Below are 19,776 nucleotides of genomic sequence, written 5' to 3' on the forward strand. Positions count from 1 at the left end.
AAATGTGTTCTGTGCTTGATTATGACCGATGCAGAGATCATATTGATATTATATGTCCGATGGAGCAATCATAATGACTAGTAAGAAAAGAAGTTACGCGCGCTACACCCTTGCTGCTGCCCAGCTGGTCGGCAACCTCATCCATCTTGAACGCAAAACAAGAAAGATGACTGCCGCGGATCTAGCCGAACGGATCGGGATAACGCGCGGAACACTTCATCGGATGGAGCAGGGTGATCCCAAAGTAGAACTCGGTGTAGCGTTTGAGGCATGCACGATCCTGGGCATTCGCCTTTTTGACGATGATCTGCGAGGGATTACCTTTCGTGATGACGAGGCACGCAAGCGGCTGGCTCTTCTTCCGAAATACGCTCGGCCGTCGCAACCCAAGGCCGTAGACAATGATTTCTAGAAAAGAAAAACCTGCCACGGAAGCTTATGTATGGATTTGGCTTCCAGGACAAACGGCACCCATTGTGGCTGGGCGCCTTTTTGCGAATGATGCGGAATATCGGTTCGTCTACGGTCGCTCTTACTTAAACAACGACAAAGCTATCCCGATCTATCTTCCAGAGTTGCCTTTAAACTCAAATGAGCAAAGGCCACTCAATAGTTTGGTCATGTCGAGTTCTATCCGCGATGCATCTCCAGATGCTTGGGGGCGACGGGTCATTCTGAACCGTACGTTCGGATTGAAAGGCGACAAGCTCGATGGACAGGACCTCGACGAATTGACCTTTCTGTTGCAATCAGGTTCCGACCGCATTGGCGCACTCGATTTCCAGGCATCCGCTGCGACATACAGAGCCCGCAATGCGAAAGCCGCGCCGCTCGAACATCTCATCGCCGCTGCTGAGCGCGTGGAGAAGAACCTTCCTCTCAGCCCTGAACTCGATCAAGCCCTCCATCACGGCAGTTCCATCGGTGGGGCGCGGCCAAAGGCGCTTATTGAGGATGGAGAGCAAAAGTTCATCGCAAAATTCTCCAGTAGCGGGGATACCTTCAACATCGTGAAGGGCGAATATGTTGCAATGCGGCTCGCGGCACTATGTGGCATAAACGTCGCGCCGGTGAAGATGGTCAGATCGTCCGGAAAAGATGTCCTTCTGGTCTCAAGGTTTGACCGTACCGCGCTCGATGGCGGCTGGCTGAGACATTCCATGGTTTCAGCACTAACAATCCTCGAGCTTGACGAGATGCAGGCGCGCTATGCAAGTTATGAAGACTTGGCCGAGAAAATCAGACTTCGCTTCTCTAATGTCACGAACACCCTGCGCGAATTGTTTTCCCGGCTTGTCTTCAATATTCTGGTCGGCAATATCGATGACCATGCCCGAAACCATGCTGCTTTCTGGGACGGCTCCGAACTAGCGCTGACGCCCGCCTACGACATATGCCCGCAAGGTAGAACAGGCCAGGAAGCAAGCCAGGCCATGCTAATATCAGGACAGTGGCGGAGCAGCCAGATCGCCGTCTGCCTTGACGCGGCACATCATTTTCATCTTGACAAGAGCACTGCAATCGAAATTGTTGGGCACCAGTTGCGCAGGATCGGTTCCGAATGGCGATCCGTGTGCAGCGAGGTCGATATGGGCGAAATTGAACGGGCATATTTTTGGGGACGTCAGTTTCTCAATCCCTATGCATTCTATGGTCTCGGGGGCGAGGCCGCGACTTTGACCGACGTTGCTAACGCGTTGAGAGATAACAATGGCTAAGAGCATTGCTTCTGCTGCGCAGCGGAGCGGGCAAGTTGGGTAAGAATATCAGCGGTTGTTCAGGTCACTTTTTTAACGAGGGCATAATTGAGATTCCTGCGCAATATCATGACAAGTCTGTTTCACACCGGGCCCGCAGCCGCCGTGGGGCGCGGAGCTAGTTTCAGCGACGATGAATGGAATCACATTGGCCGCAGTAAGGCCGAGAGCGTCTGTGCTGCATTAGAGTCGATTATCGACCGCGGCGAGGATGTGGACGATGACTTTTCCGACGATGAGCGAACTGAAGAGTTTGCGGACGCTGTCCTCGAGGAGATTGTTGCGTTGAACGAGGTAGGTGACTGGCAGCAGGCACGTGTGCGGTATGATCCTGCTCATCAACCTTTCGTGTCGCATATGGGCGATGTTGGCCTTCATGCGGTCGTCATTCTTGCGCCAGAGAGCTTCCTCGTGCGTTGTGGTAACGAAGTTTTGCACATCGATGGCGACCAGGCTACGCCAATCGTCGGTGCGTTTATGTTCAGCATCTCTCGTAATCGGCGGTGGTTCGCCATGGCCACCGACAAGGGGCTCGCCATCTCAGCTGGCTTCGATACGACCTCACCTCAGGTTATTCCGTGGCCGGAAGACATTGTTGTCGATCCGGCGACCGTGCGCAGCCTTGAAATCGCGGATGATGGCTGCAGCATTGTTCTGGCTAGCGACGAGTTTGGCATCTGGTTCATACGCGATGGTGCATGGACATTGTTGGCACCACGCCGCGACGCGGATGATGGAGATGAGGAAGATGACGGCAGCGAGGAAATCACCGGCGATGGTGTGCACAACGTCGGGACAGAAGATTGTCCAGTCTACTTTGGTAGCTTTGCTGAGATGAAAGCGAAATTCGGGGGGCCTCTTGGAATTGATGCCAGCCACGTGGCTCTGTCGCCAGATGGGCGACATGTGGCCTATGGGTGGCAGGATGCGTGGCCGGGGCATTATGTGGATCGGGTAACTGAAACGACCATAGAGCCGGTGGGTCGTATCGTGGCACGCAGCGATTACCCTTACTACATCCGCTTCACAGATGATTCCGGTAAGGTGTTGTCAAACTCGCGTTACGGTTCAAGCGGTGTCACCGTCTGCTGTAACTTGGACGCGCTTCCCGATCAGGAGGAGCCCGCCGTCTGTGATGATTACCTGCGTGCCTATGGCATGACGCAACTACCAGGCTCAAATTTTGGTCTTAACGAAGCAGTGGCTATGATTGGCGGAGCCGGGTGGTTGCATGCCGCACCACTCAGTGGCGGCAAGCCGGTATTTACCCACCTTTTGGGCTCGGCACTGCGCGGCTTTGATTTTGATCCTGTCAGCGGGCGTGTTGCGGTAGCCAGTGCATCAGGTGTGCTGCATGTGCTAGACCCGTTTACTGAAGCCGAACCCGGTCGTGAGCGCGGTTATCACCCGAGGCGTGAGCTATTCCGCTGGATTTTTTGGGAAACGCTAAGCAAGCCAATACGATGGTAGCTGTCAAACAGCAGGATGTTGTTCTGAAGAAAAATGCATCTTGTCGCCGGCTCGAGGCGCAGGGCTTCGCGGTCATCGAATTGCGTGGTGGCGTCCTTCGATCTCTAGGACGTGCGCGAGGTGGCGCAGATGAGGGCCTTACCCCTTCGCCATGCGGCAGCGTAACTGACTGCTTTCATTTTCGATCAAGCGTTGGAACCCACAGTCGCGGGCGACAATTCGAAGGATGTCCGCTCTTGCGAGGGAGCCAATCGGCGCTCTCACCCCATGTGGTATGCTGCGGCTTTTGGCTGCTATCGGCGCGCAGAAGGGATATAGAGCCTGAATCTCAATCAACTAATCTAGGCGCAAAGATGAACGCTGAAGCCAACCTTGAATGGTCCTCAAGAGATGAAAAGTTCTCATTTGATGTTAGGCGAAGCATCATTTTGGGATTCTATATGCATGAGTGGGGCATGCCTGAATATCGATTGATAGCCTCGAACTCGAAAAATAATACGTACGTAGAGGTTTACTATTTTCCGGCGGGAAATAATTTTAACGTCTCAAGATTTTCGACAATAGGATTGTCAGTCGCACGTCGGTCGTCCGGTGAGACGGTAGGGGCTGAATGGATGCTTGCACTTACACCTGATTTGGGTGGGTCGTCTCGCGACAGGGTTCTGAACTATATGGTCGATCTGATTGCTCACCATATGAAGAATTCGGAAACCACCACAGCCCCACTTGTGATGCCAGAAAGCAAGATTGCACCAAGCGAATGGAAAGCAAAAGGTCTGCTTATTGACGAGTTGCGGGGTGAAAATGAAATTCTTGAGAATATCAAGGTAGGCGACGAACCTGTTCCTGTTCTTTGGGTAATTCCGATCACCGGTGACGAGGTCGATGTTATTGATAATCAAGGATTAGAGAAGTTTGACGAACTCATAGAAAAAGCAAGCTATTCAATAGTCGATCCGCGCAGGGCTTCGTATTTTGTCTGAGTCGTAAGGCGCTGATTTGTTTGGCGTTGTGGTCAATGGCAGATTTGACCATTTTGCTTTGCCGTTGACCGAAAATAGCGTCTCATACGTCTTAATAATAAATGTCGCTCGAAGTAGTGATCTCTTGCAAGCCGGATTGAAATGTTGGTGGCATTTTTGTCCGACGCTCAAGACAATTTCTGTAGAGCAGTTTCTGGTTGATCATCTTGGCCGCGAACTTTCATTGTCCGCAGTTCGAAAACTTGTGTTTGGCTTGCTTCAACTTGGCATTTGATTGCATACCTTCATATTTGACTGCTGGGTAAAACAGATGGCGCGGCGATTAAAACTCCCTTTGATTTTAGAATCATTCTCACCTCGTTTCTCTCTAGTAGTGAACATTCCATGATATGCATGGGATGAATTAGGTCTTCTGATTTGGTGACGTAAATTGATGTGTTTCCGCAAAATTCTGCAATATTTTTGTAAAGTGAATCCGAGAACATATTGATTCTAAATACGTCCCTAATTTTTTTGTGTTGAGCATCAAAACGACCGTTTTTTAGCCATAAGCTAATCTCCTCTGCTGTTGCGAAATCCGTGATAGGATGCAAATCATCCTCAGCGAATACCCCGACAGAATAAGCTTGTCCAAACGGGATTGTTTCGCGGTATGCGTACGCGTAATCGGACGCTACGCCGTTGCGACCTAGTTTTTTCAGTATATCTGCAGACCATTTTGCGAGATCTTTGTCTTTGGAACTTGCGTCTCCGATGCATACGGTTCCTTCAGCGTCATCATGAAAACAAAGGAAATCCCATTTTTCGGAGGGATTTTCTTGGTGATGGGGTTCGACGAATAGTAACGAAAAACTACCCTCGAATGAGGTCTGTTTTGATGTGATGGACTTCACAGCTTTAATTTTTCCTGATCTTCCGGACATCATATTGATCTCGAATTTTCTGTCGGTGAACAACTCCACGAAAGCAGCGCGGACCGACAACACTCCAAGAACGGCCTTCACATTGTGACAGACGAAAAAATTTGCTATTTTTGTCATTCTGGACGTCTTTCGTGTGCTGATATCTCCGGCACAATTGCATAAATATTTCTAGGATTGCTTCGTTACTTTATCTAAAAGGTTGCGGTCGGTTTGTCGGGATTTAAATAATAGTGCTGCCGATGAGGTGTAAATGATAAACTTTTGGTTGGGCCCATTTAGTAAACAAGAATTATCCATCGCGTTTGGAATAGATAGTGCATTACATTTCGCTGAAAATTTAAAAGAAATCCAACGATGCAATGTTAAAAGAAAGTTGGAGGCAATTAGAACATTTAGAATAAATTCATCGCAGGCGTGGATAGATTTATCGCATTCGTCCGAGAATAATGATGTTCTGAATTTTCGAGGAAGTTGTATTGATATCAATTTATCGAAAGATGCAATTGAACACGCACTGTTTAAAATTGAAAAATTCTTGGAGGAAGGGGATTTTTCCCCTCCAGAATATTATAGTTTCGATACGAATATTTCGAAAAAGAGAATTAACGTGTTTTTTGTGAGAAACGATAATTTCTAACGACTCTGGCTAAATCACAATTTTCTGTTTGGTAATCTAGGCGATTTGGGCGGACGTCATGATTCATAGGTTGTGAAGTCATAAACATGGGATCTTAAGCTGGCAGTTGTTGCAGCTTCTTTCCAGTCGAATGCGATTAAGGTAGCCTGTTCAAATGGATGTTTTAGACTGGTTTTCGCGCTGGTATAAAGCGCAGTGTGACGGGGATTGGGAACACGGCTTCGGGCCGTCGATCAGCACGGTCGATACTCCTGGGTGGTCGGTGAAGATCGATCTGGCCGGGACCGATTGTGATGGGCGGACGCTCGAAAGGCTCACGCACAAATACGAACATGAAGCTGACTGGTGGACGTGCTGGACGCAGGATAACGTTTTCCACGGCGTTGGAGGTCCTCTTCACCTTCGATCGATTCTTGAGGTATTTCAAGACTGGGCGACGATCGTCTCGCCACCCCTGCCGGAATAGGCCGTACACTCAGAAACGGGGGTCACATAAGGGTGCGACTTTGATTCACTGAGGCATCAATTTGGAGGCTTCAGATGACCAGTCTTCGGTTTGACGTGACTGATTTCGAATGAAGAACTATCCAGCCACTTCTTCTCAACAAGCCTCGCGGCGTCCCCGTGTTTACGACCCACGGATGATCAACGTCTTCTTGTGGAGATCTGGCACAGGCTCGCCCTGGGCTGATGTCCCTGGACGCTACGGCCCCACACAACCTGCTACAATCGTTTTGCCCGTTTGCGAAAAGCTGGTGTGTGAGACCATGTGCTGGAAGACGTCTCAAGGGCCTTCGACGGCGAAATGGTCATGATCGACAGCTCCTGTGTCCGTGTCATCAGCATGCGGTCACGGGAAAAAGGGATCAATACTATGGCTGCATGGGACGTTCGCGTGGCGGCGTCACCACGAAGAACCGCGCACTCGTCGATGCAGAAGGCACTCCAATTGGTGTCGACCTGCCCCCAAGACAAGCACACGACAGAAACATGGTGGAGCCGATTCTGAGGATATCGGAAAAGGTACCATTCTGGTGGCGGAGAGGTCTTATGATATGAAAACTCTTCGAGACTTCGGAAATGAAAAACAAGCCTGGGCCAGATTCCAGCAAAGCGAAACCGCAAGGAAAGCTTTTTCAGTTCCTGAGTCTATCGCCAGCGTAACTTTAAAGAGCTGTTCTCCAACAGGCTCAGCAGTTCAGAGGAATTGCGACCCGCCATGACAAGGACCCACAAAATTTTCTAGCGGCGGTGAAACTCATCGTCCTGCGTATCTGGATTAGGTCATTATGAGTAGACACCCCAGTAAAATCTTCTGCTTTCTTCCCTAATCGGAACCGAAGGTAGACAGCAATACAATGAATGCAATCTCGCCCTCGACAGGGCCGCTCCAGCAAATTATCTATCAAACATGACCTCAGCTACTGACGATACAATTGCCAGCCGCATCAGCCGCATCCTTGCGGACAGGATCGTGACTGGGCAATTGGATGCCGGAGCAAGGTTGCGGCAAGATCATATTGCTGAGGAGTTTGGAACCAGCCATGTCCCAGTGCGGGAAGCCTTTCGCCGACTCGAGGCGCAAGGCCTAGCGGTCAGCGAGCCGCGTCGTGGCGTTCGGGTCGCCTCCTTCGATTTCCAGGAGGTGCGCGAAGTGGCGCAGATGAGGGCCGCACTTGAGGTCCTTGCCCTTCGCCATGCGGCACCGCATCTAACGGCTTCCATCCTCGATCAGGCTGAGGAGGCCACGATCGCAGGCGACAATTCGAAGGATGTCCGCTCTTGGGAGGAAGCCAATCGGCGCTTTCACACTCTGCTTCTCACGCCATGTGGTATGCCGCGACTTTTGGCCACCATCGGCGATTTGCATGCGGCCAGCGCGCGTTTTCTCTTCGCTAGCTGGCGTTCGGAATGGGAAGTGCGCACCGATCATGATCATCGCACCATCCTGGCATTTCTGCGGCAAGGAAATATTGAAAACGCTGCTCCCGTCCTAGAGCGCCACGTGCGGTGGGTCGACCAAAAAACCTTCCGCAGTGCGTCTGGCGCGATCTCCAACGCCTGAGCGTTCGTCGGCTGATTGTCTCCAAATTCTGTTTTCGTGATCATATTGCGAAAGCGTCAAATCGCGCAAAGCTCCAATTTATCCGCCAAAATTTTGAAAAGGCACTTGCGATTTTCTGCGCTTCAAGGAATTATAGATAATAAGTATAAGTAATCTATCAAATGGAGAGCGGATGTCGAGAATCGAAAATGTGAATGATTTCGGAGAGAATTCATATGTGGACAGTGAAATACGATACGAAATCGCCGCCTACGCGGCCCGCATGTCAATTGAAGATGCGAACAAAATCTATAATTCTCCATTCAATGATCTGCTATATCAGGCGCAGTCGGTTCACCGCGAAAATTTCGATCCTAATGCTGTCCAGATCAGCCGGCTTTTGTCGATCAAGACGGGCGGATGTGCAGAGGACTGTGGCTATTGCAGCCAGTCGGCGCGCTCGCCGACGGGGCTTAAGGCTTCTAGACTGATGATGGTTGAAAAGGTGCTGGCCGAGGCCCGCAAGGCCAAGGCCGACGGGGCCAGTCGCTATTGCATGGGGGCCGCCTGGCGCAGCCCCAAGGATCGCGACATGGGCACGCTGGTGGACATGGTGGCAGGCGTCAAGGCGCTCGGACTGGAAACCTGCATGACGCTTGGCATGCTGACGCCGCAGCAGGCCGGAACGTTGGCCGAGGCCGGGCTCGATTATTACAATCACAACATCGATACGTCGGAGGAATTCTATCCGCAGGTCATCACCACCCGTACCTTTGCCGACCGTCTGGATACCCTCGCTAACGTCCGCGATGCCGGAATGAAGGTCTGCGCCGGCGGCATTCTAGGCATGGGGGAAACGAAGGATGATCGCATCTCCATGCTGGTCACCCTCGCCAATCTGCCGGAGCCGCCTGAAAGCGTGCCGATCAACATGCTCATCCCGATCCCGGGATCACGGCTTGCCAATGCCGAACCGGTCGATCCGATCGAATTTGTCAGGACCATTGCGCTTGCTCGCATCTTGATGCCCCGCGCGCATGTGCGGCTTTCGGCCGGCCGCACTCAGATGAGCGACGAAATGCAGGCGCTCTGTTTCTTCGCCGGCGCCAATTCGATCTTTTCCGGCGATACGCTGTTGACCGCGGATAATCCGGGCGAGGACCATGACACCGCCCTGTTCCGCCGCCTTGGGCTGAAACCGATGGACCTGTCGCAATGATGGCTCCAGGTCTTGCTCGCTACGAAGCCACGCTGGCGGGCCTTGAGCGAAAGGGTAGGCGGCGTATCCTGATCGACCGGGCCGGTGCCGATTTCAGTTCCAACGATTATCTGGCGCTGGCCGGATCGGCGCGGCTTGCGGCAGCGATTTCATCCGCCGTTCAGCGCGGCGTACCGGCCGGTGCCGGCGGCTCCCGGCTTCTGCGCGGCAATCATCCGGAGCACGAGGCGCTGGAGGCGGAGGCAGCCGCGTTCTTTGCAGCCGAGCGCGTGCTCTATTTCGGCAGTGGTTACGCCGCCAACGCTGCCCTGTTCTCCACCCTGCCGCAACGGGGGGATCTCATCGTCTATGATGCACTGGTGCATGCCAGTGCGCATGAGGGCATTAACGCCGGCAAGGCTAAGGCGGTGGCCGCCGCACATAACGATGCCTCATCCGTTGAGGAGGCGATCCGGAAGTGGCGGGCGGATGGTGGAACGGGTCATCCCTGGATTGCCGTTGAAAGTCTCTATTCTATGGATGGGGACCGCGCGCCACTGACGGATCTTGCTGCAGTGGCCGAAATGCATGACGGTTTTCTGGTGATCGACGAGGCGCATGCGACCGGCGTGTTCGGTCAGGATGGCCGCGGTTTTGCAGCGGAACTGAAAAACCGTACCAACGTCATCGTACTGCATACCTGCGGCAAGGCGTTGGGAGTTTCTGGAGCGCTGCTTGGCGCCAGTGCAGTACTTTGCGACTTTCTCGTCAACCGGGCACGCGGCTTCATCTATTCGACCGCGCCATCACCCTTGATGGCGGCAGCCGTTCGCCAAGCCGTAGCGATGCTGGTCGACGAGCCGCAGCGCCGTAGCGATTTCGATGTGTTGTGCGGCTTTGCCAATAGTGAACTGACGGCAAAGCTCGGCGTCACAGGCAGCGGATCACAGATCCTGCCGGTGCTGATCGGAGATAATGGCCGAGCCGTGCGGATTGCCGCGCGCATGCGTGCCGAAGGCTTCGATATCCGCGCCATCCGGCCGCCGACGGTGCCGAAAGGCACTGCAAGGTTGCGGATCGCCATCACGCTGAATGTCGATCGGTCAACGATATCCCGCATGTTCACCCGGTTGGCCACCATTATCACTGAGGAAAAACCATGATACGCTTCGTGGTAACGGGCACAGATACCGGCATTGGAAAAACGATCTTTTCCGCTGCCCTCGCCGCTGCGCTTGGCGGATATTACTGGAAACCCGTGCAATCGGGGTTGGATGGGGAAACCGACAGCCAAGCCGTCCACCGACTCGGCCGACTGCCGCCGCATCGGATCCTTCCCGAGACCTACCGTTTGCGGACGCCCGCTTCGCCGCATCTAGCTGCCCGGATCGATCATGTAACGATCGATACCGAGCAATTGACGCCGCCGTCCACGGACGCGCCGCTCGTGATCGAGGGTGCTGGCGGCTTGCTGGTGCCGCTTACGGAAACAGAGGTATTTGCCGATGTCTTCGCACGCTGGCAGTTCCCGGTAATCCTCTGCGCCCGCACCGGGCTCGGCACCATCAACCACACGCTGCTGTCGCTCGAAATGCTGCGCCACCGTGCCATTGCGGTTTTCGGAGTGGCATTCATCGGTGATGAGCAGACAGAAACCCAACGGATCATCGCGGCGATGGGGCAGGTGCGCATCCTCGGCCGCCTGCCGCGGCTCGATCCGTTGACGCCGGAAAGCCTGGGCCACGCCTTCCATGAAAACTTTCCGCTATCCTTGTTCACCGAGAGCACGCTATGAACTCACCCGTCTGGCACCCCTTCACCCAGCATGCACTGGAGCCGGCGATGCGGCGGATCGTGGAGACCGACGGCGCCTGCCTGATCGATGACGGCGGCGCGCGCATTTTCGATGCCATCTCATCCTGGTGGGTGATCACGCATGGCCACCGCCATCCAGCGATCATTGCGGCCATTCAGGCCGCATGCGACCGCTACGATCAGATCATTTTTGCTGAGTATACCCACGAACCGGCAGAGGAACTGGCGCACGGCCTTTTGCGGATTGCCCCGCCGGGGCTTGCGCATGTGTTTTATTCCGACAGCGGATCGACCTGCGTCGAAGTCGCCCTGAAGATGGCGCTCGGCTTCTTCCACAATTGCGGCACCCCGCGCCAGCGGATCTGCGTTCTGGAACACAGCTATCACGGCGACACGATCGGAACGATGTCGGCCGGCGAACGTGGCGTCTTCAACGCAGCCTATGAGCCGATGTTGTTCGGCGTCGACCGCCTGCCGTTTCCGCAAGCTGGCCATGAGCAGGACACGCTGGATGCCTTCGAGCGGTTTTGCGCATCCGGCGATGTCGCGGCGCTGCTGATCGAGCCGTTGATCCTAGGGGCGGGCGGCATGCTCATCTATTCACAGCAAGTCCTGTCCGAGCTGAAACGTATCGCCGAAAGGTATGGTAGCCTGCTCATTGCCGATGAGGTGATGACCGGCTGGGGCCGCACCGGCAGCGTATTTGCTTGCGAACAGGCAGGCGTGTCACCTGATATCCTGTGCACGTCTAAAGGTCTAACGGGAGGTGCGCTGCCGCTCGCTGCCACCTTATGTACGGCCGAAATATTTCAGGCGCATCTGTCGAGCGATCGCCGCAAGACGTTTTTCCACTCCAGTTCCTACACTGCCAATCCGATTGCCTGCGCCGCCGCCGTCGCCAATCTGGCTGTTTGGGAGAACGAACCGGTGCGCGAACGCATTCGTGAGCTCGGGTCCATGCAAAAGAGGAGGCTGGCTCGCTTTCAGGCTGATCCTCGATTTCGCAATGTTCGCCAGATCGGCACGATTACTGCCCTCGATCTCACGGTCCCGGGGGCCGGATATCTGGCGGACGTCGGACCGAAGCTCAGGGCATTCTTCCGCGAGAGACAACTGCTGATCCGGCCGCTCGGAAATATCATCTATATGATGCCGCCGTATTGCGTAACAGCAGCAGAGCTCGATTGCGCCTACGATGCGATGGACGACGCTGCAGCTTGTTTCATGGCTGGACGACTATGAGGCGCGTCCGTTCCTCGCACCTTGCAGGTTTTGGCCATAGCGTGCCGGGGCGATGTGTCGAAAATGCCGAGATTGAGGCGAGGCTGGCGCTTGAGCCAGGCTGGATCGAACGCCGGACCGGCATCAGGCGGCGCTATTGGGCCGGGCCCGACGATACGCTGTCTGCGCTTGCGGCAAAGGCGGGGGAGGCGGCGATCGGTAATGCTGGGGTCGCCCATGCCGATATAGCACTGACGCTGCTTGCCACCTCGACACCAGATCATCTGCTTCCACCGTCTGCGCCGCTGCTAGCCCATCATCTTGGATTGGCCAATTCCGGTGCGGTCGATCTCGCCGGGGCCTGTTCCGGCTTCCTTTATGCCTTGACGCTCGCCGATGGTTTCGTGCGCACGCAGGGGCGGCCCGTACTGGTGGTTGCTGCCAATATTCTCAGCCGCCGGATCAACCCCGCCGAGCGGTCAAGCTCTGTCCTGTTCGCCGACGCGGCCGGAGCGGTTGTCCTCATGCCATCTCTCGATGATGACACGGGATTGCTGGGCGTTGATCTTGCCTCAGACGGCAGCCGTTACAATTTGATCACAATCCCTGCAGGCGGCAGCACTCGTCCCTTTACCGCTGATATGGTCGTAGATGATTGCCTGATGACGATGCGCGACGGGCGTGAAATGTTCACACAGGCGGTCCGGTTAATGAGTGATTGTGCCCGCCGGGCGCTGAACCATGGGGATGTAGACATTATGGATGTGCACCGGTTCATTCCGCATCAGGCCAATGCCCGGATCTTTGATGCTGTTTCCAGTAACCTCGGCCTTGCACCCGAAAAAACTGTCCGCACAATCGAGGCCTATGGAAACTCCTCCTCTGCGACGATTCCCCTCTCCCTATCGCTTGCTCACCAGGTCTCCCCCTTTATCGCCGGAGAGAAACTGCTGCTGACTGCCGCAGGCGCCGGGTTGACGGGAGGGGCATGCGTCATTGGAATGTAAGCTTGTAAACTGCGTTTTGCGAAACAGAAAATGGCATACCGCTCAGCAATCTTAAAGCATTGCTGATTCATTGGATTGGTTTGGCCATGCGCGAGCATATCGGGTCAATCTGCTGGTTTTGATGTGTCCACTATAGCTTTTGGAAGCTATCGGGCTAATTCCATGCCCTGCAAAACTGAGGGTTACTGTTCTCTCGAAGTGTTTAAGGGCCGCAGTAATCCAGTGAGCCATTTGTTAAACGAGACTGGTAGATTCCGAAGACCGTCGAGATGAATTCAGCGGACTTGGGGCCGCGGGTTATCAATAAATTTCGATCAGAAATTTGATAAGACGCCCCACAAACTATCGCCTCTTTCCTCACTGTCTTCATGAAGCTGATCGTTGCGCTTTAAGCCTTGGGTACCTGAGTATCGGTGGTTAACACGTCTCATTTCGTAGCCGCGAGTGTGTGAGGTGTTCACGTCTTAGCTGTGGATTTTAGTGCAAAAGTTGGCTACATTGTCTCCATGCTCGCTCGCACGGACTTCCAAAATTGCCGGCCTTGACATGCGGGGCACCGAGACATAGATATAGGTCCGTGATGTGGTGGTAGGGTTCGCCCCACGTAAAAAACTGAAGACCCAAAGTGAAGATGTGGTGGTAGGGTTCGCCCCACGTAAAAAACTGAAGACCCAAAGTGAAGATGAAGGAAGGGGCTCAGGCCCCTTTTTTCATGCCCTAACGAGTTCGATATGCGTTTTGTCCTGCTGCGTTATGATTATCTAACAGAGCACCCCACGATCGAGGCGATGGACAAGAGTCGCCCCCACGCGATCGTTGTTATCGAGGTCAATGGTTTACGCTTTGCGATACCGCTCAGGACGCACCTACGGCACAAGCAAGGCTTTCCTACGATCAACGACTGCGGCCTTGATTACTCCAAGTGCCTCCTCATTTTCGAAGATAAAGACATCAGCAGAGACATCAAACTCGACTCCGCAGAAGAGTTCAAGCTCATCAACGAGCACGAGCACAAGATAATCAAAGATTTCAAGAAGTATGTCGATAAATACGTAAAAGCAGTTGTTAAGGGTGATAAATTTATCCTCAAAGAGTACCGCTTCTCAACTCTTCAAAACTACCACTCACAGCTAGGCGTCTAGCGATATCTATTTCCTGAATAGTCATTCAGGCTATATCAAAAACGGCCATCATCTGTCGACGGCAATGCACCCGCACTTCGAGAAACTTTCACTGTTTGCAAAGAACAAGGATTTCCATTCGCCCGGAAAGGTGGAACCACATGAAAAAGGGATTTTTTATGTAGTCTGCGCTGGCAAGTAATTGAATTTGGTTATTTTTCAATTTTGAATGAGTACTGCTGTGAGAAATACTATCGATGATGAGCAATCTGAGATTTGCAAAAAGCACAATTGCAGCCCGTTGGCATTTGACCCGGCTATGCATGTCGGGGTCAATCTTGACTCCTTGAGCCATCAGCCAATCTATGGCGTTCGAGTCCGACCAACCGATGATACGTCAGGATGGTATTTTTGGGGAGGGGAGTATTCCGATGATGATGGCTTCTTCTACTCTGTGCATGGCTTTCACGTCTTAGAACGATTGCCGGAATTGGGTAAGTATCTTGCTTTGCCCCCTGGGTATAAATTCATTTTGGATGATGAAGGCTACGAGGATGTCTGGTATGACACTTCGTCATTTGCGCGCGCTGGCCAAAAGCCGTGAGATATGGACTCATGGTCACATATGGCTACAAGGACCTAAGTAACCGCTACCCGCTAAAATCTGACCAACCTCCGTAAACCAAAAAAAGGAAGGCGAAGAAAAGCTGCGTCGAATTTAATAGGGTTTGATTGCTTAAGGCTGTCTTGAGATTCGCTGTGATCCGGGAGTTGGGCCGCGTTGCGCGACACGCTCAGCAGCGTAGTAGCCAGCAACGTCCAGTACATATGCCCGGACCGCCCAAAGTAGCATACCAGCGAGGGAACCCCACATTAGCGGCCCTAAAATTCCGACCAGATTATTAATGTACTGATAGAGAGCGATAAGGAAGAAGGTCAAACACGCAGGTATCATGAGGGCATTGAAGATAATAAGGCCCCAATAACCTTTCTTTTGCATAGAAAAATAACGGTTCTTCATCTGAAACCAAACTCCGTTCCATTCAAGATGAACGGCACCCTTGCTATAATCTAGCAAAAGCCCCCTCCGATCATCCCGATGCCTCAACAGCGCCCGGATTGCCGTCGCTGAAGCAATCGCTCCGAATGCTTCCATTGTATCGTGTTGAAGAGCGCCCTCACTCCGCGGCGGATTCTTCAAAAGCAGCCTTTGTAAATTGGATATTTTCTGGTCGGCCGTCTTTTGATTCATCCAAATGCGATAGCCTATTGCAAAAAGTATCACCATGAAGCCCACATAACCTGCAAGGTCGGAAGAATTCGTTGCTCCCGTGATCGATGCGGGCTGATTTTTGCCGACTGTCCACATGATAAATTCTAAAGCCTTTTCCCATATGCTCGGGCTTAGAAGTAGAGCTCCTACGGCCATACAGTTTGAGAACGTTCGGTCTCGGAAAAGCCACCGAGCACCCTCTGGTATTATTTTCTCAACTGCGGCCTTAATTGACATGTTGTATCTCTAGAGCGAACGGCATGTGAAGTGATCTCTTCCACAATCCTAAATTGGCCCGCGCGTCAATAGCCGCTGCATACCAGTGCTCAACACATGCATGCACCATTTTACAAAAATGCAGCAACGCCTTATTATTTGGATATCGGGCGCGGCCGGAAACCCTTCTTTCCGTCAGTTTGCCGTAACGATTTTCTTGTTGACCAAGATTATGTCGCAGTGTTCATCCGTTGAAAAGTTCTCAATACTGTCTTGCAAATGGATGTGGTCCTTACTGTGCAAATCCAGATCCAGCGCCGCATTGATGAAAAACAGTCCTAAGGCGCGAAATGTTTCAGGCGTGGCAAAAAGCGTAAGCTCGTCAAGGGTGATGGACTCATCACAATCAACTTGGGTCGCGGTGGCGGCGAATGAAGGCAATTTAATCATAGTTGCTAAATTCTCTCCTTTTGGCTCGTATGCTGCCTCCGACATGTCATGGAAAGGAGCCTACCGCTCGCACTGATCAGATGCCGCTCAAAGGCCGTGATTTTTTCTCCATATTTTTTTGTCTAGACTTGAAGAAACGGTATGAATCTTCCAAAGCTGTTCCTCCGCAATTAATGTGTACTTTATTGAAGAGCCGAGTGGAGCGCCATTCCTCGATTCGCAAATCACGTCCGCCTTATCTGCAATATGTTTTCTAATTCGTTTCTGGAATGGAGGTCTACTGCTTCCCTGAATTCAATTTCACCGCTTCTGTAATTGATATGCTTAGTTTTTGCATAGCGGCCTTTTTCCCACTCGTGCATTCTGCTCAAATAGGATTCGATTGTTTATTTAGGGCCCACGATTATCATCCGTTTGATGCGATTTTTTTGTCGACGGCACCTTGATTTACTCGGCGATTTCTAACTTATCCCAACAAAATCGCCGATAAACTTAAGGCGCTAAATGGACAAAAATACCGAAAAACTATCAATTTGATCGCTACTGATTGCATAGCATGACGAGGATGATCCATCAAGTTGGAGGCTCGAGGCCAAGACTTTTCTCGATTTGCGTCGGCGCAGCTCGAATTTTTTTGGCGTGGGAGCGATAGAAAATAGCCGTCATCAAACAGTGGCGCATCATGCGTAGAAATAGGGAGTTGCGGAGCGTCATATGGAAGAGAAGTTTTCAATCATTCAAGTTCTTGCGGGTCATAACGCCAATGGCCCGGTTCATGAGGAACTACCAGCAAGACGGCTAGATGATGGAGCTTATCGGTTGCTCGCGTCACCCGGATTGGCCTTAGGGCTCGCAAAAAATGATCTCATTTCTCTGAACAGAGAAGGTGAGGCTCGATTATTGACGCATGGTGGCAATTTCTGCATTCACATCTATCTGGAAAACCCGGGTATCTGGAAAACCCGGGCGCAGAGAAAATTTCCAGGATTGCAGAAATCGTCGATAGGAAACTTTCTGGGACAATAGATGGCACTGGGGGAGGCGTGATTGCATTCTCCCTACCCATCAGCAATGGTTTCAAAAAAACCAATGCCACTTTTGACGAAATCCGATTGATCGTGGGGTCAGAGTATTACTACTCAAATGTCTACAAAAATCTAGGAAATCCAGATGACGAGACGTTAGTCGATTGGGCAGAGAAATTGGAGACTTGAGGAGGATATTTTCATAAATCGTTTGCACAATACTGTTGTGCCCTTCTGCAGGTTCTTTTTGTCGCGATAAACATATACTGTAAGGACACCTCATCGAATCTGGAGCGTGAGATGTCTGGAAACGTTTTTGATCTGACAGTTTTACTCAGTTTAAAATGCACCATTAGCGCATTACTCCCGAACATTACAGTAACAGAACAAAATAGCCTTATCACAAAGGCGCGAAGGATACTGATATCACACAACAAAGCTCAAAAAGTTTTTGAAAATTGCTCAAAAACTACAATCAATGAGCGGAAATTTAGGTTTGAAATTTTTCAAAAACTCACAGAATCAACACAGATATTCCTCAAAGATATATCAGTAGACTTGAAAAGGGGCATTCATTTGAAACCGACGGAGGTCACGACGTTGAAAGAATAAAAGTATGGATAGAATCTTTACAAAGGCATGTGCAAATCACCTTAAACGATGAACTGATACAAACGTTACGCGAAACTGAAAAAGAAAGAAGGTATGGCCCCTCATTTTCTGTGTGCGAAGCTATTATAGGCAGCTCAACCGAACCGGTGGACGAATGGGATGAAAATATAACTCGCATGGTCGATCTAGAATATGATCTCCTATTTATAGAAACAATAGCGTTGAAGTTAAAGCCAGCATGCGGTCTTTTTAATATTTTATATGCTTGGAAGCGTTCATTGCAACCGGTGGACTACGAAAAGGCAAGGAATTTATTCTTAAGGTCCGCATCGATCAAAGATATGGACAAATGCATTCTTCCATATTGATTCGCGACATAGCTCGATATAGTAAAAGTGTAGCTTCTCTGTGATTCCGGTGCACATTTTTTAATTGTGGCAACAAAGTTGTGCACACAATATTATTAGCGTTCATTTCCTTTTGAACGTTCACACATTATCTGTGTATGTATTGCATTAGTATAAATTCTTTTTCTGCCAGATTATGGTTTACCGTCGGCAGAATTGATCGGGCCGTTTAGTCGAAGGTAGGCTGCGCGCTGGCTTCCTTTTTAAGTCAGGTTGAGATTTGTTTGTTTTTCAGGAGTTTTCTTGGGATTGAGTATGTCGAGCCAAAATCTCTCTCGCCCTGATTACGACGTGATCGGTTTCCGAGAACTGACGCTTGATTGTGGCAAGATTACGCAATAAAAATACGCCTAATTCTTCGGATCCATATTTCAACTCTAACTCGGCCAAACTCTCGACATCCTCCATTCGAGCGATTGATTTTTCTGTGTTGTAATTATCTGGATGTCCAATGAACTCTCGCAGGGCCCGCTCAGCAGCTTGGTTGTCCGTACCAAAATGTTTTACCGCGCCGTTGAGGATGGTATGTCGATGGGACGGCTTTATTTTCCCATTTTCATCCAATACGTCAGGGTGGAAATTCATCAGATAATTTTCCGTTTTCACCGCTATTATGTTGGGTTGGTATTGTATACCGGCAGCAAGCAGGATTCGCTGAATTTCATCGATCGAATTAAACTTCAATCTTAGAAATTGAGCTCGTGGCAGTTGCTCGCGAAGAGCGTCTTGATTTTTCTTGAAATAGATCTGGAACGACGGAACTCCATTGCCCTCTATTAATTTCTTGAAATAATCCAAGTGTTTGTTATCGATTTCATGGCGCATATTTTGATCCCTCCTAGTCGAGACGCGCAGGTCAATATCTGCAGCGTTTGATGGTACAAACACACGAACTTCAATTGAGGAATAGAAAAGTAGATTGCGAGCCCCGAATATCAAGACACAATCTGTCAGAAATGACTGGCTTGGGTCTTGGGCAGATACCGGCAAACAAATACTCTTGAAAAGACCGTGAGCTATAAATGTATAGAATGAGAGAGTTGCTTGAGAGCATGCCAGCCAATTGGCATCTCAGGCCGCCACTGAGGTTTGGACCGGCAGAAGGTCTGTTTCAAAAACTGCCAGGTGATTGCCTTGAGTTTTTCAAGTATGCTAACGGCGGTGAAGGGAAAATTGGAAAAGTATACCTCACAATCTGGCAACTGGATAACTTAGATGACCTTAACATAGGCTATGGGTTTCATAATCACATGCACGATAAGCTAATCGTGGTAGGAACTACGGACGATGCTTTCGTCGCTTTCGATTTTTCTGAGCAAAAAAGTCATTGGGTCGTTTTTCCGTTTGGAGATTTTTGCTTAGGCGAAGTATGTACTGTTAGTGACAGTTTCTCAGCGCTATTGTTTGCATTTCTCAATAATGAGTTTCCAGACAGAGCTAAAAAAATGCTAACGCCATAAGGAATTTTGCGCAGTTGAGGGGATTCGATGGCTATTTTGTTGGAGTGCTTCCATTCGCTTCTATATAGTCAACCGCGTGAATGCAGAAAATTTATCGACGCTGATTTGCATTAAAAGTCGCAGATCCTCGTCGAATGTCTCTATCAATTATTGAAGA

The 19,776-nt window shown here is 51.0% G+C and carries 20 protein-coding genes and 2 pseudogenes; 18 read left to right on the plus strand and 4 right to left on the minus strand.

What is annotated here, in order from left to right; translation table 11 throughout:
* The first annotated feature begins 73 nt into the window (after positions 1–73).
* The 5 genes and pseudogenes from RMR16_RS24605 to RMR16_RS24625 all read left to right on the plus strand — a co-directional run bounded on the left by RMR16_RS24605 (position 74) and on the right by RMR16_RS24625 (position 4,210).
* Positions 74–412 (plus strand): helix-turn-helix transcriptional regulator, encoded by a 339-nt coding sequence (locus RMR16_RS24605; RefSeq protein WP_320200606.1) that lies wholly within the window; start codon positions 74–76, stop codon positions 410–412.
* Positions 402–1,718 carry a type II toxin-antitoxin system HipA family toxin gene (locus RMR16_RS24610; protein WP_320200607.1) on the plus strand — a complete coding sequence of 439 codons (1,317 nt, stop codon included), beginning with the start codon at positions 402–404 and terminating at the stop codon, positions 1,716–1,718. Before RMR16_RS24605 ends, RMR16_RS24610 begins: the two co-directional genes overlap by 11 nt.
* A gap of 87 nt (positions 1,719–1,805) precedes the next feature.
* A complete protein-coding gene (locus RMR16_RS24615) occupies positions 1,806–3,227 on the plus strand; it encodes a hypothetical protein (protein ID WP_320200608.1) in 1,422 nt (473 codons plus the stop codon).
* Between the two features lie 44 nt (positions 3,228–3,271).
* Positions 3,272–3,525 (plus strand): annotated as a pseudogene (locus tag RMR16_RS24620) (GntR family transcriptional regulator); the annotation flags it as partial.
* A gap of 55 nt (positions 3,526–3,580) precedes the next feature.
* On the plus strand, positions 3,581–4,210 hold the full coding sequence (locus tag RMR16_RS24625) for a suppressor of fused domain protein (RefSeq protein ID WP_320200609.1): 630 nt from the start codon (positions 3,581–3,583) through the stop codon (positions 4,208–4,210).
* 284 nt (positions 4,211–4,494) lie between these two features.
* Here the strand turns inward: RMR16_RS24625 and RMR16_RS24630 are convergent, their stop codons facing one another.
* On the minus strand, positions 4,495–5,250 hold the full coding sequence (locus tag RMR16_RS24630; RefSeq protein WP_320200610.1) for a hypothetical protein: 756 nt from the start codon (positions 5,248–5,250) through the stop codon (positions 4,495–4,497).
* Between the two features lie 133 nt (positions 5,251–5,383).
* Between RMR16_RS24630 and RMR16_RS24635 the strand changes: the two genes are divergently transcribed.
* The 11 genes and pseudogenes from RMR16_RS24635 (at position 5,384) to RMR16_RS24685 (ending at position 14,780) form a co-directional block, all read left to right on the plus strand.
* Entirely contained in the window at positions 5,384–5,770 is a 387-nt protein-coding gene (locus tag RMR16_RS24635) for a hypothetical protein (protein WP_320200611.1), read from the plus strand.
* A 154-nt stretch (positions 5,771–5,924) separates the two neighbouring features.
* Positions 5,925–6,236: an immunity 53 family protein gene (locus tag RMR16_RS24640; RefSeq protein ID WP_320200612.1), complete on the plus strand. Its 312-nt coding sequence runs from the start codon at positions 5,925–5,927 to the stop codon at positions 6,234–6,236.
* A gap of 119 nt (positions 6,237–6,355) precedes the next feature.
* Positions 6,356–7,063: pseudogene (locus RMR16_RS24645) on the plus strand (IS5 family transposase).
* Between the two features lie 118 nt (positions 7,064–7,181).
* Positions 7,182–7,835: a GntR family transcriptional regulator gene (locus RMR16_RS24650; RefSeq protein WP_320200613.1), complete on the plus strand. Its 654-nt coding sequence runs from the start codon at positions 7,182–7,184 to the stop codon at positions 7,833–7,835.
* A gap of 262 nt (positions 7,836–8,097) precedes the next feature.
* Positions 8,098–9,033 (plus strand): biotin synthase BioB, encoded by a 936-nt coding sequence (gene bioB, locus RMR16_RS24655; RefSeq protein ID WP_320200791.1) that lies wholly within the window; start codon positions 8,098–8,100, stop codon positions 9,031–9,033.
* Positions 9,030–10,175, plus strand: coding sequence for an 8-amino-7-oxononanoate synthase (locus RMR16_RS24660; RefSeq protein ID WP_320200614.1), 1,146 nt, complete (start codon positions 9,030–9,032; stop codon positions 10,173–10,175). The genes bioB and RMR16_RS24660 overlap by 4 nt, the downstream gene beginning before the upstream one ends.
* Positions 10,172–10,807, plus strand: a complete 636-nt coding sequence (gene bioD, locus RMR16_RS24665) for a dethiobiotin synthase (protein WP_320200615.1) — start codon at positions 10,172–10,174, stop codon at positions 10,805–10,807. The genes RMR16_RS24660 and bioD overlap by 4 nt, the downstream gene beginning before the upstream one ends.
* Positions 10,804–12,069 (plus strand): adenosylmethionine--8-amino-7-oxononanoate transaminase, encoded by a 1,266-nt coding sequence (locus RMR16_RS24670; RefSeq protein WP_320200616.1) that lies wholly within the window; start codon positions 10,804–10,806, stop codon positions 12,067–12,069. The genes bioD and RMR16_RS24670 overlap by 4 nt, the downstream gene beginning before the upstream one ends.
* A complete protein-coding gene (locus RMR16_RS24675; protein WP_320200617.1) occupies positions 12,066–13,055 on the plus strand; it encodes a beta-ketoacyl-ACP synthase III in 990 nt (329 codons plus the stop codon). Before RMR16_RS24670 ends, RMR16_RS24675 begins: the two co-directional genes overlap by 4 nt.
* A gap of 731 nt (positions 13,056–13,786) precedes the next feature.
* Positions 13,787–14,197 carry a type III toxin-antitoxin system TenpIN family toxin gene (gene tenpIN, locus RMR16_RS24680; protein ID WP_320200618.1) on the plus strand — a complete coding sequence of 137 codons (411 nt, stop codon included), beginning with the start codon at positions 13,787–13,789 and terminating at the stop codon, positions 14,195–14,197.
* Between the two features lie 220 nt (positions 14,198–14,417).
* Positions 14,418–14,780, plus strand: a complete 363-nt coding sequence (locus RMR16_RS24685) for an immunity protein Imm33 domain-containing protein (RefSeq protein WP_320200619.1) — start codon at positions 14,418–14,420, stop codon at positions 14,778–14,780.
* 132 nt (positions 14,781–14,912) lie between these two features.
* On the opposite strand, the gene RMR16_RS24690 is transcribed toward RMR16_RS24685, so the two are convergent.
* Both RMR16_RS24690 and RMR16_RS24695 read right to left on the minus strand, forming a co-directional pair.
* Positions 14,913–15,545, minus strand: coding sequence for a hypothetical protein (locus tag RMR16_RS24690; RefSeq protein WP_320200620.1), 633 nt, complete (start codon positions 15,543–15,545; stop codon positions 14,913–14,915).
* Between the two features lie 315 nt (positions 15,546–15,860).
* Positions 15,861–16,160, minus strand: coding sequence for an Imm32 family immunity protein (locus RMR16_RS24695; RefSeq protein ID WP_320200621.1), 300 nt, complete (start codon positions 16,158–16,160; stop codon positions 15,861–15,863).
* A 669-nt stretch (positions 16,161–16,829) separates the two neighbouring features.
* Between RMR16_RS24695 and RMR16_RS24700 the strand changes: the two genes are divergently transcribed.
* Positions 16,830–17,141 carry a DUF4265 domain-containing protein gene (locus tag RMR16_RS24700; RefSeq protein WP_320200622.1) on the plus strand — a complete coding sequence of 104 codons (312 nt, stop codon included), beginning with the start codon at positions 16,830–16,832 and terminating at the stop codon, positions 17,139–17,141.
* A 1,249-nt stretch (positions 17,142–18,390) separates the two neighbouring features.
* Here RMR16_RS24700 and RMR16_RS24705 read toward each other — a convergent pair.
* Complete coding sequence (locus RMR16_RS24705; protein WP_320200623.1) at positions 18,391–18,984, minus strand: hypothetical protein; 594 nt, start codon at positions 18,982–18,984, stop codon at positions 18,391–18,393.
* Between the two features lie 197 nt (positions 18,985–19,181).
* Here RMR16_RS24705 and RMR16_RS24710 point away from each other — a divergent pair, with 197 nt between their 5' ends.
* Positions 19,182–19,619 (plus strand): hypothetical protein, encoded by a 438-nt coding sequence (locus tag RMR16_RS24710; protein ID WP_320200624.1) that lies wholly within the window; start codon positions 19,182–19,184, stop codon positions 19,617–19,619.
* Positions 19,620–19,776 lie beyond the last annotated feature (157 nt).

The organism is Agrobacterium sp. rho-13.3 (genome assembly GCF_033957765.2).
Lineage (GTDB): Bacteria > Pseudomonadota > Alphaproteobacteria > Rhizobiales > Rhizobiaceae > Agrobacterium.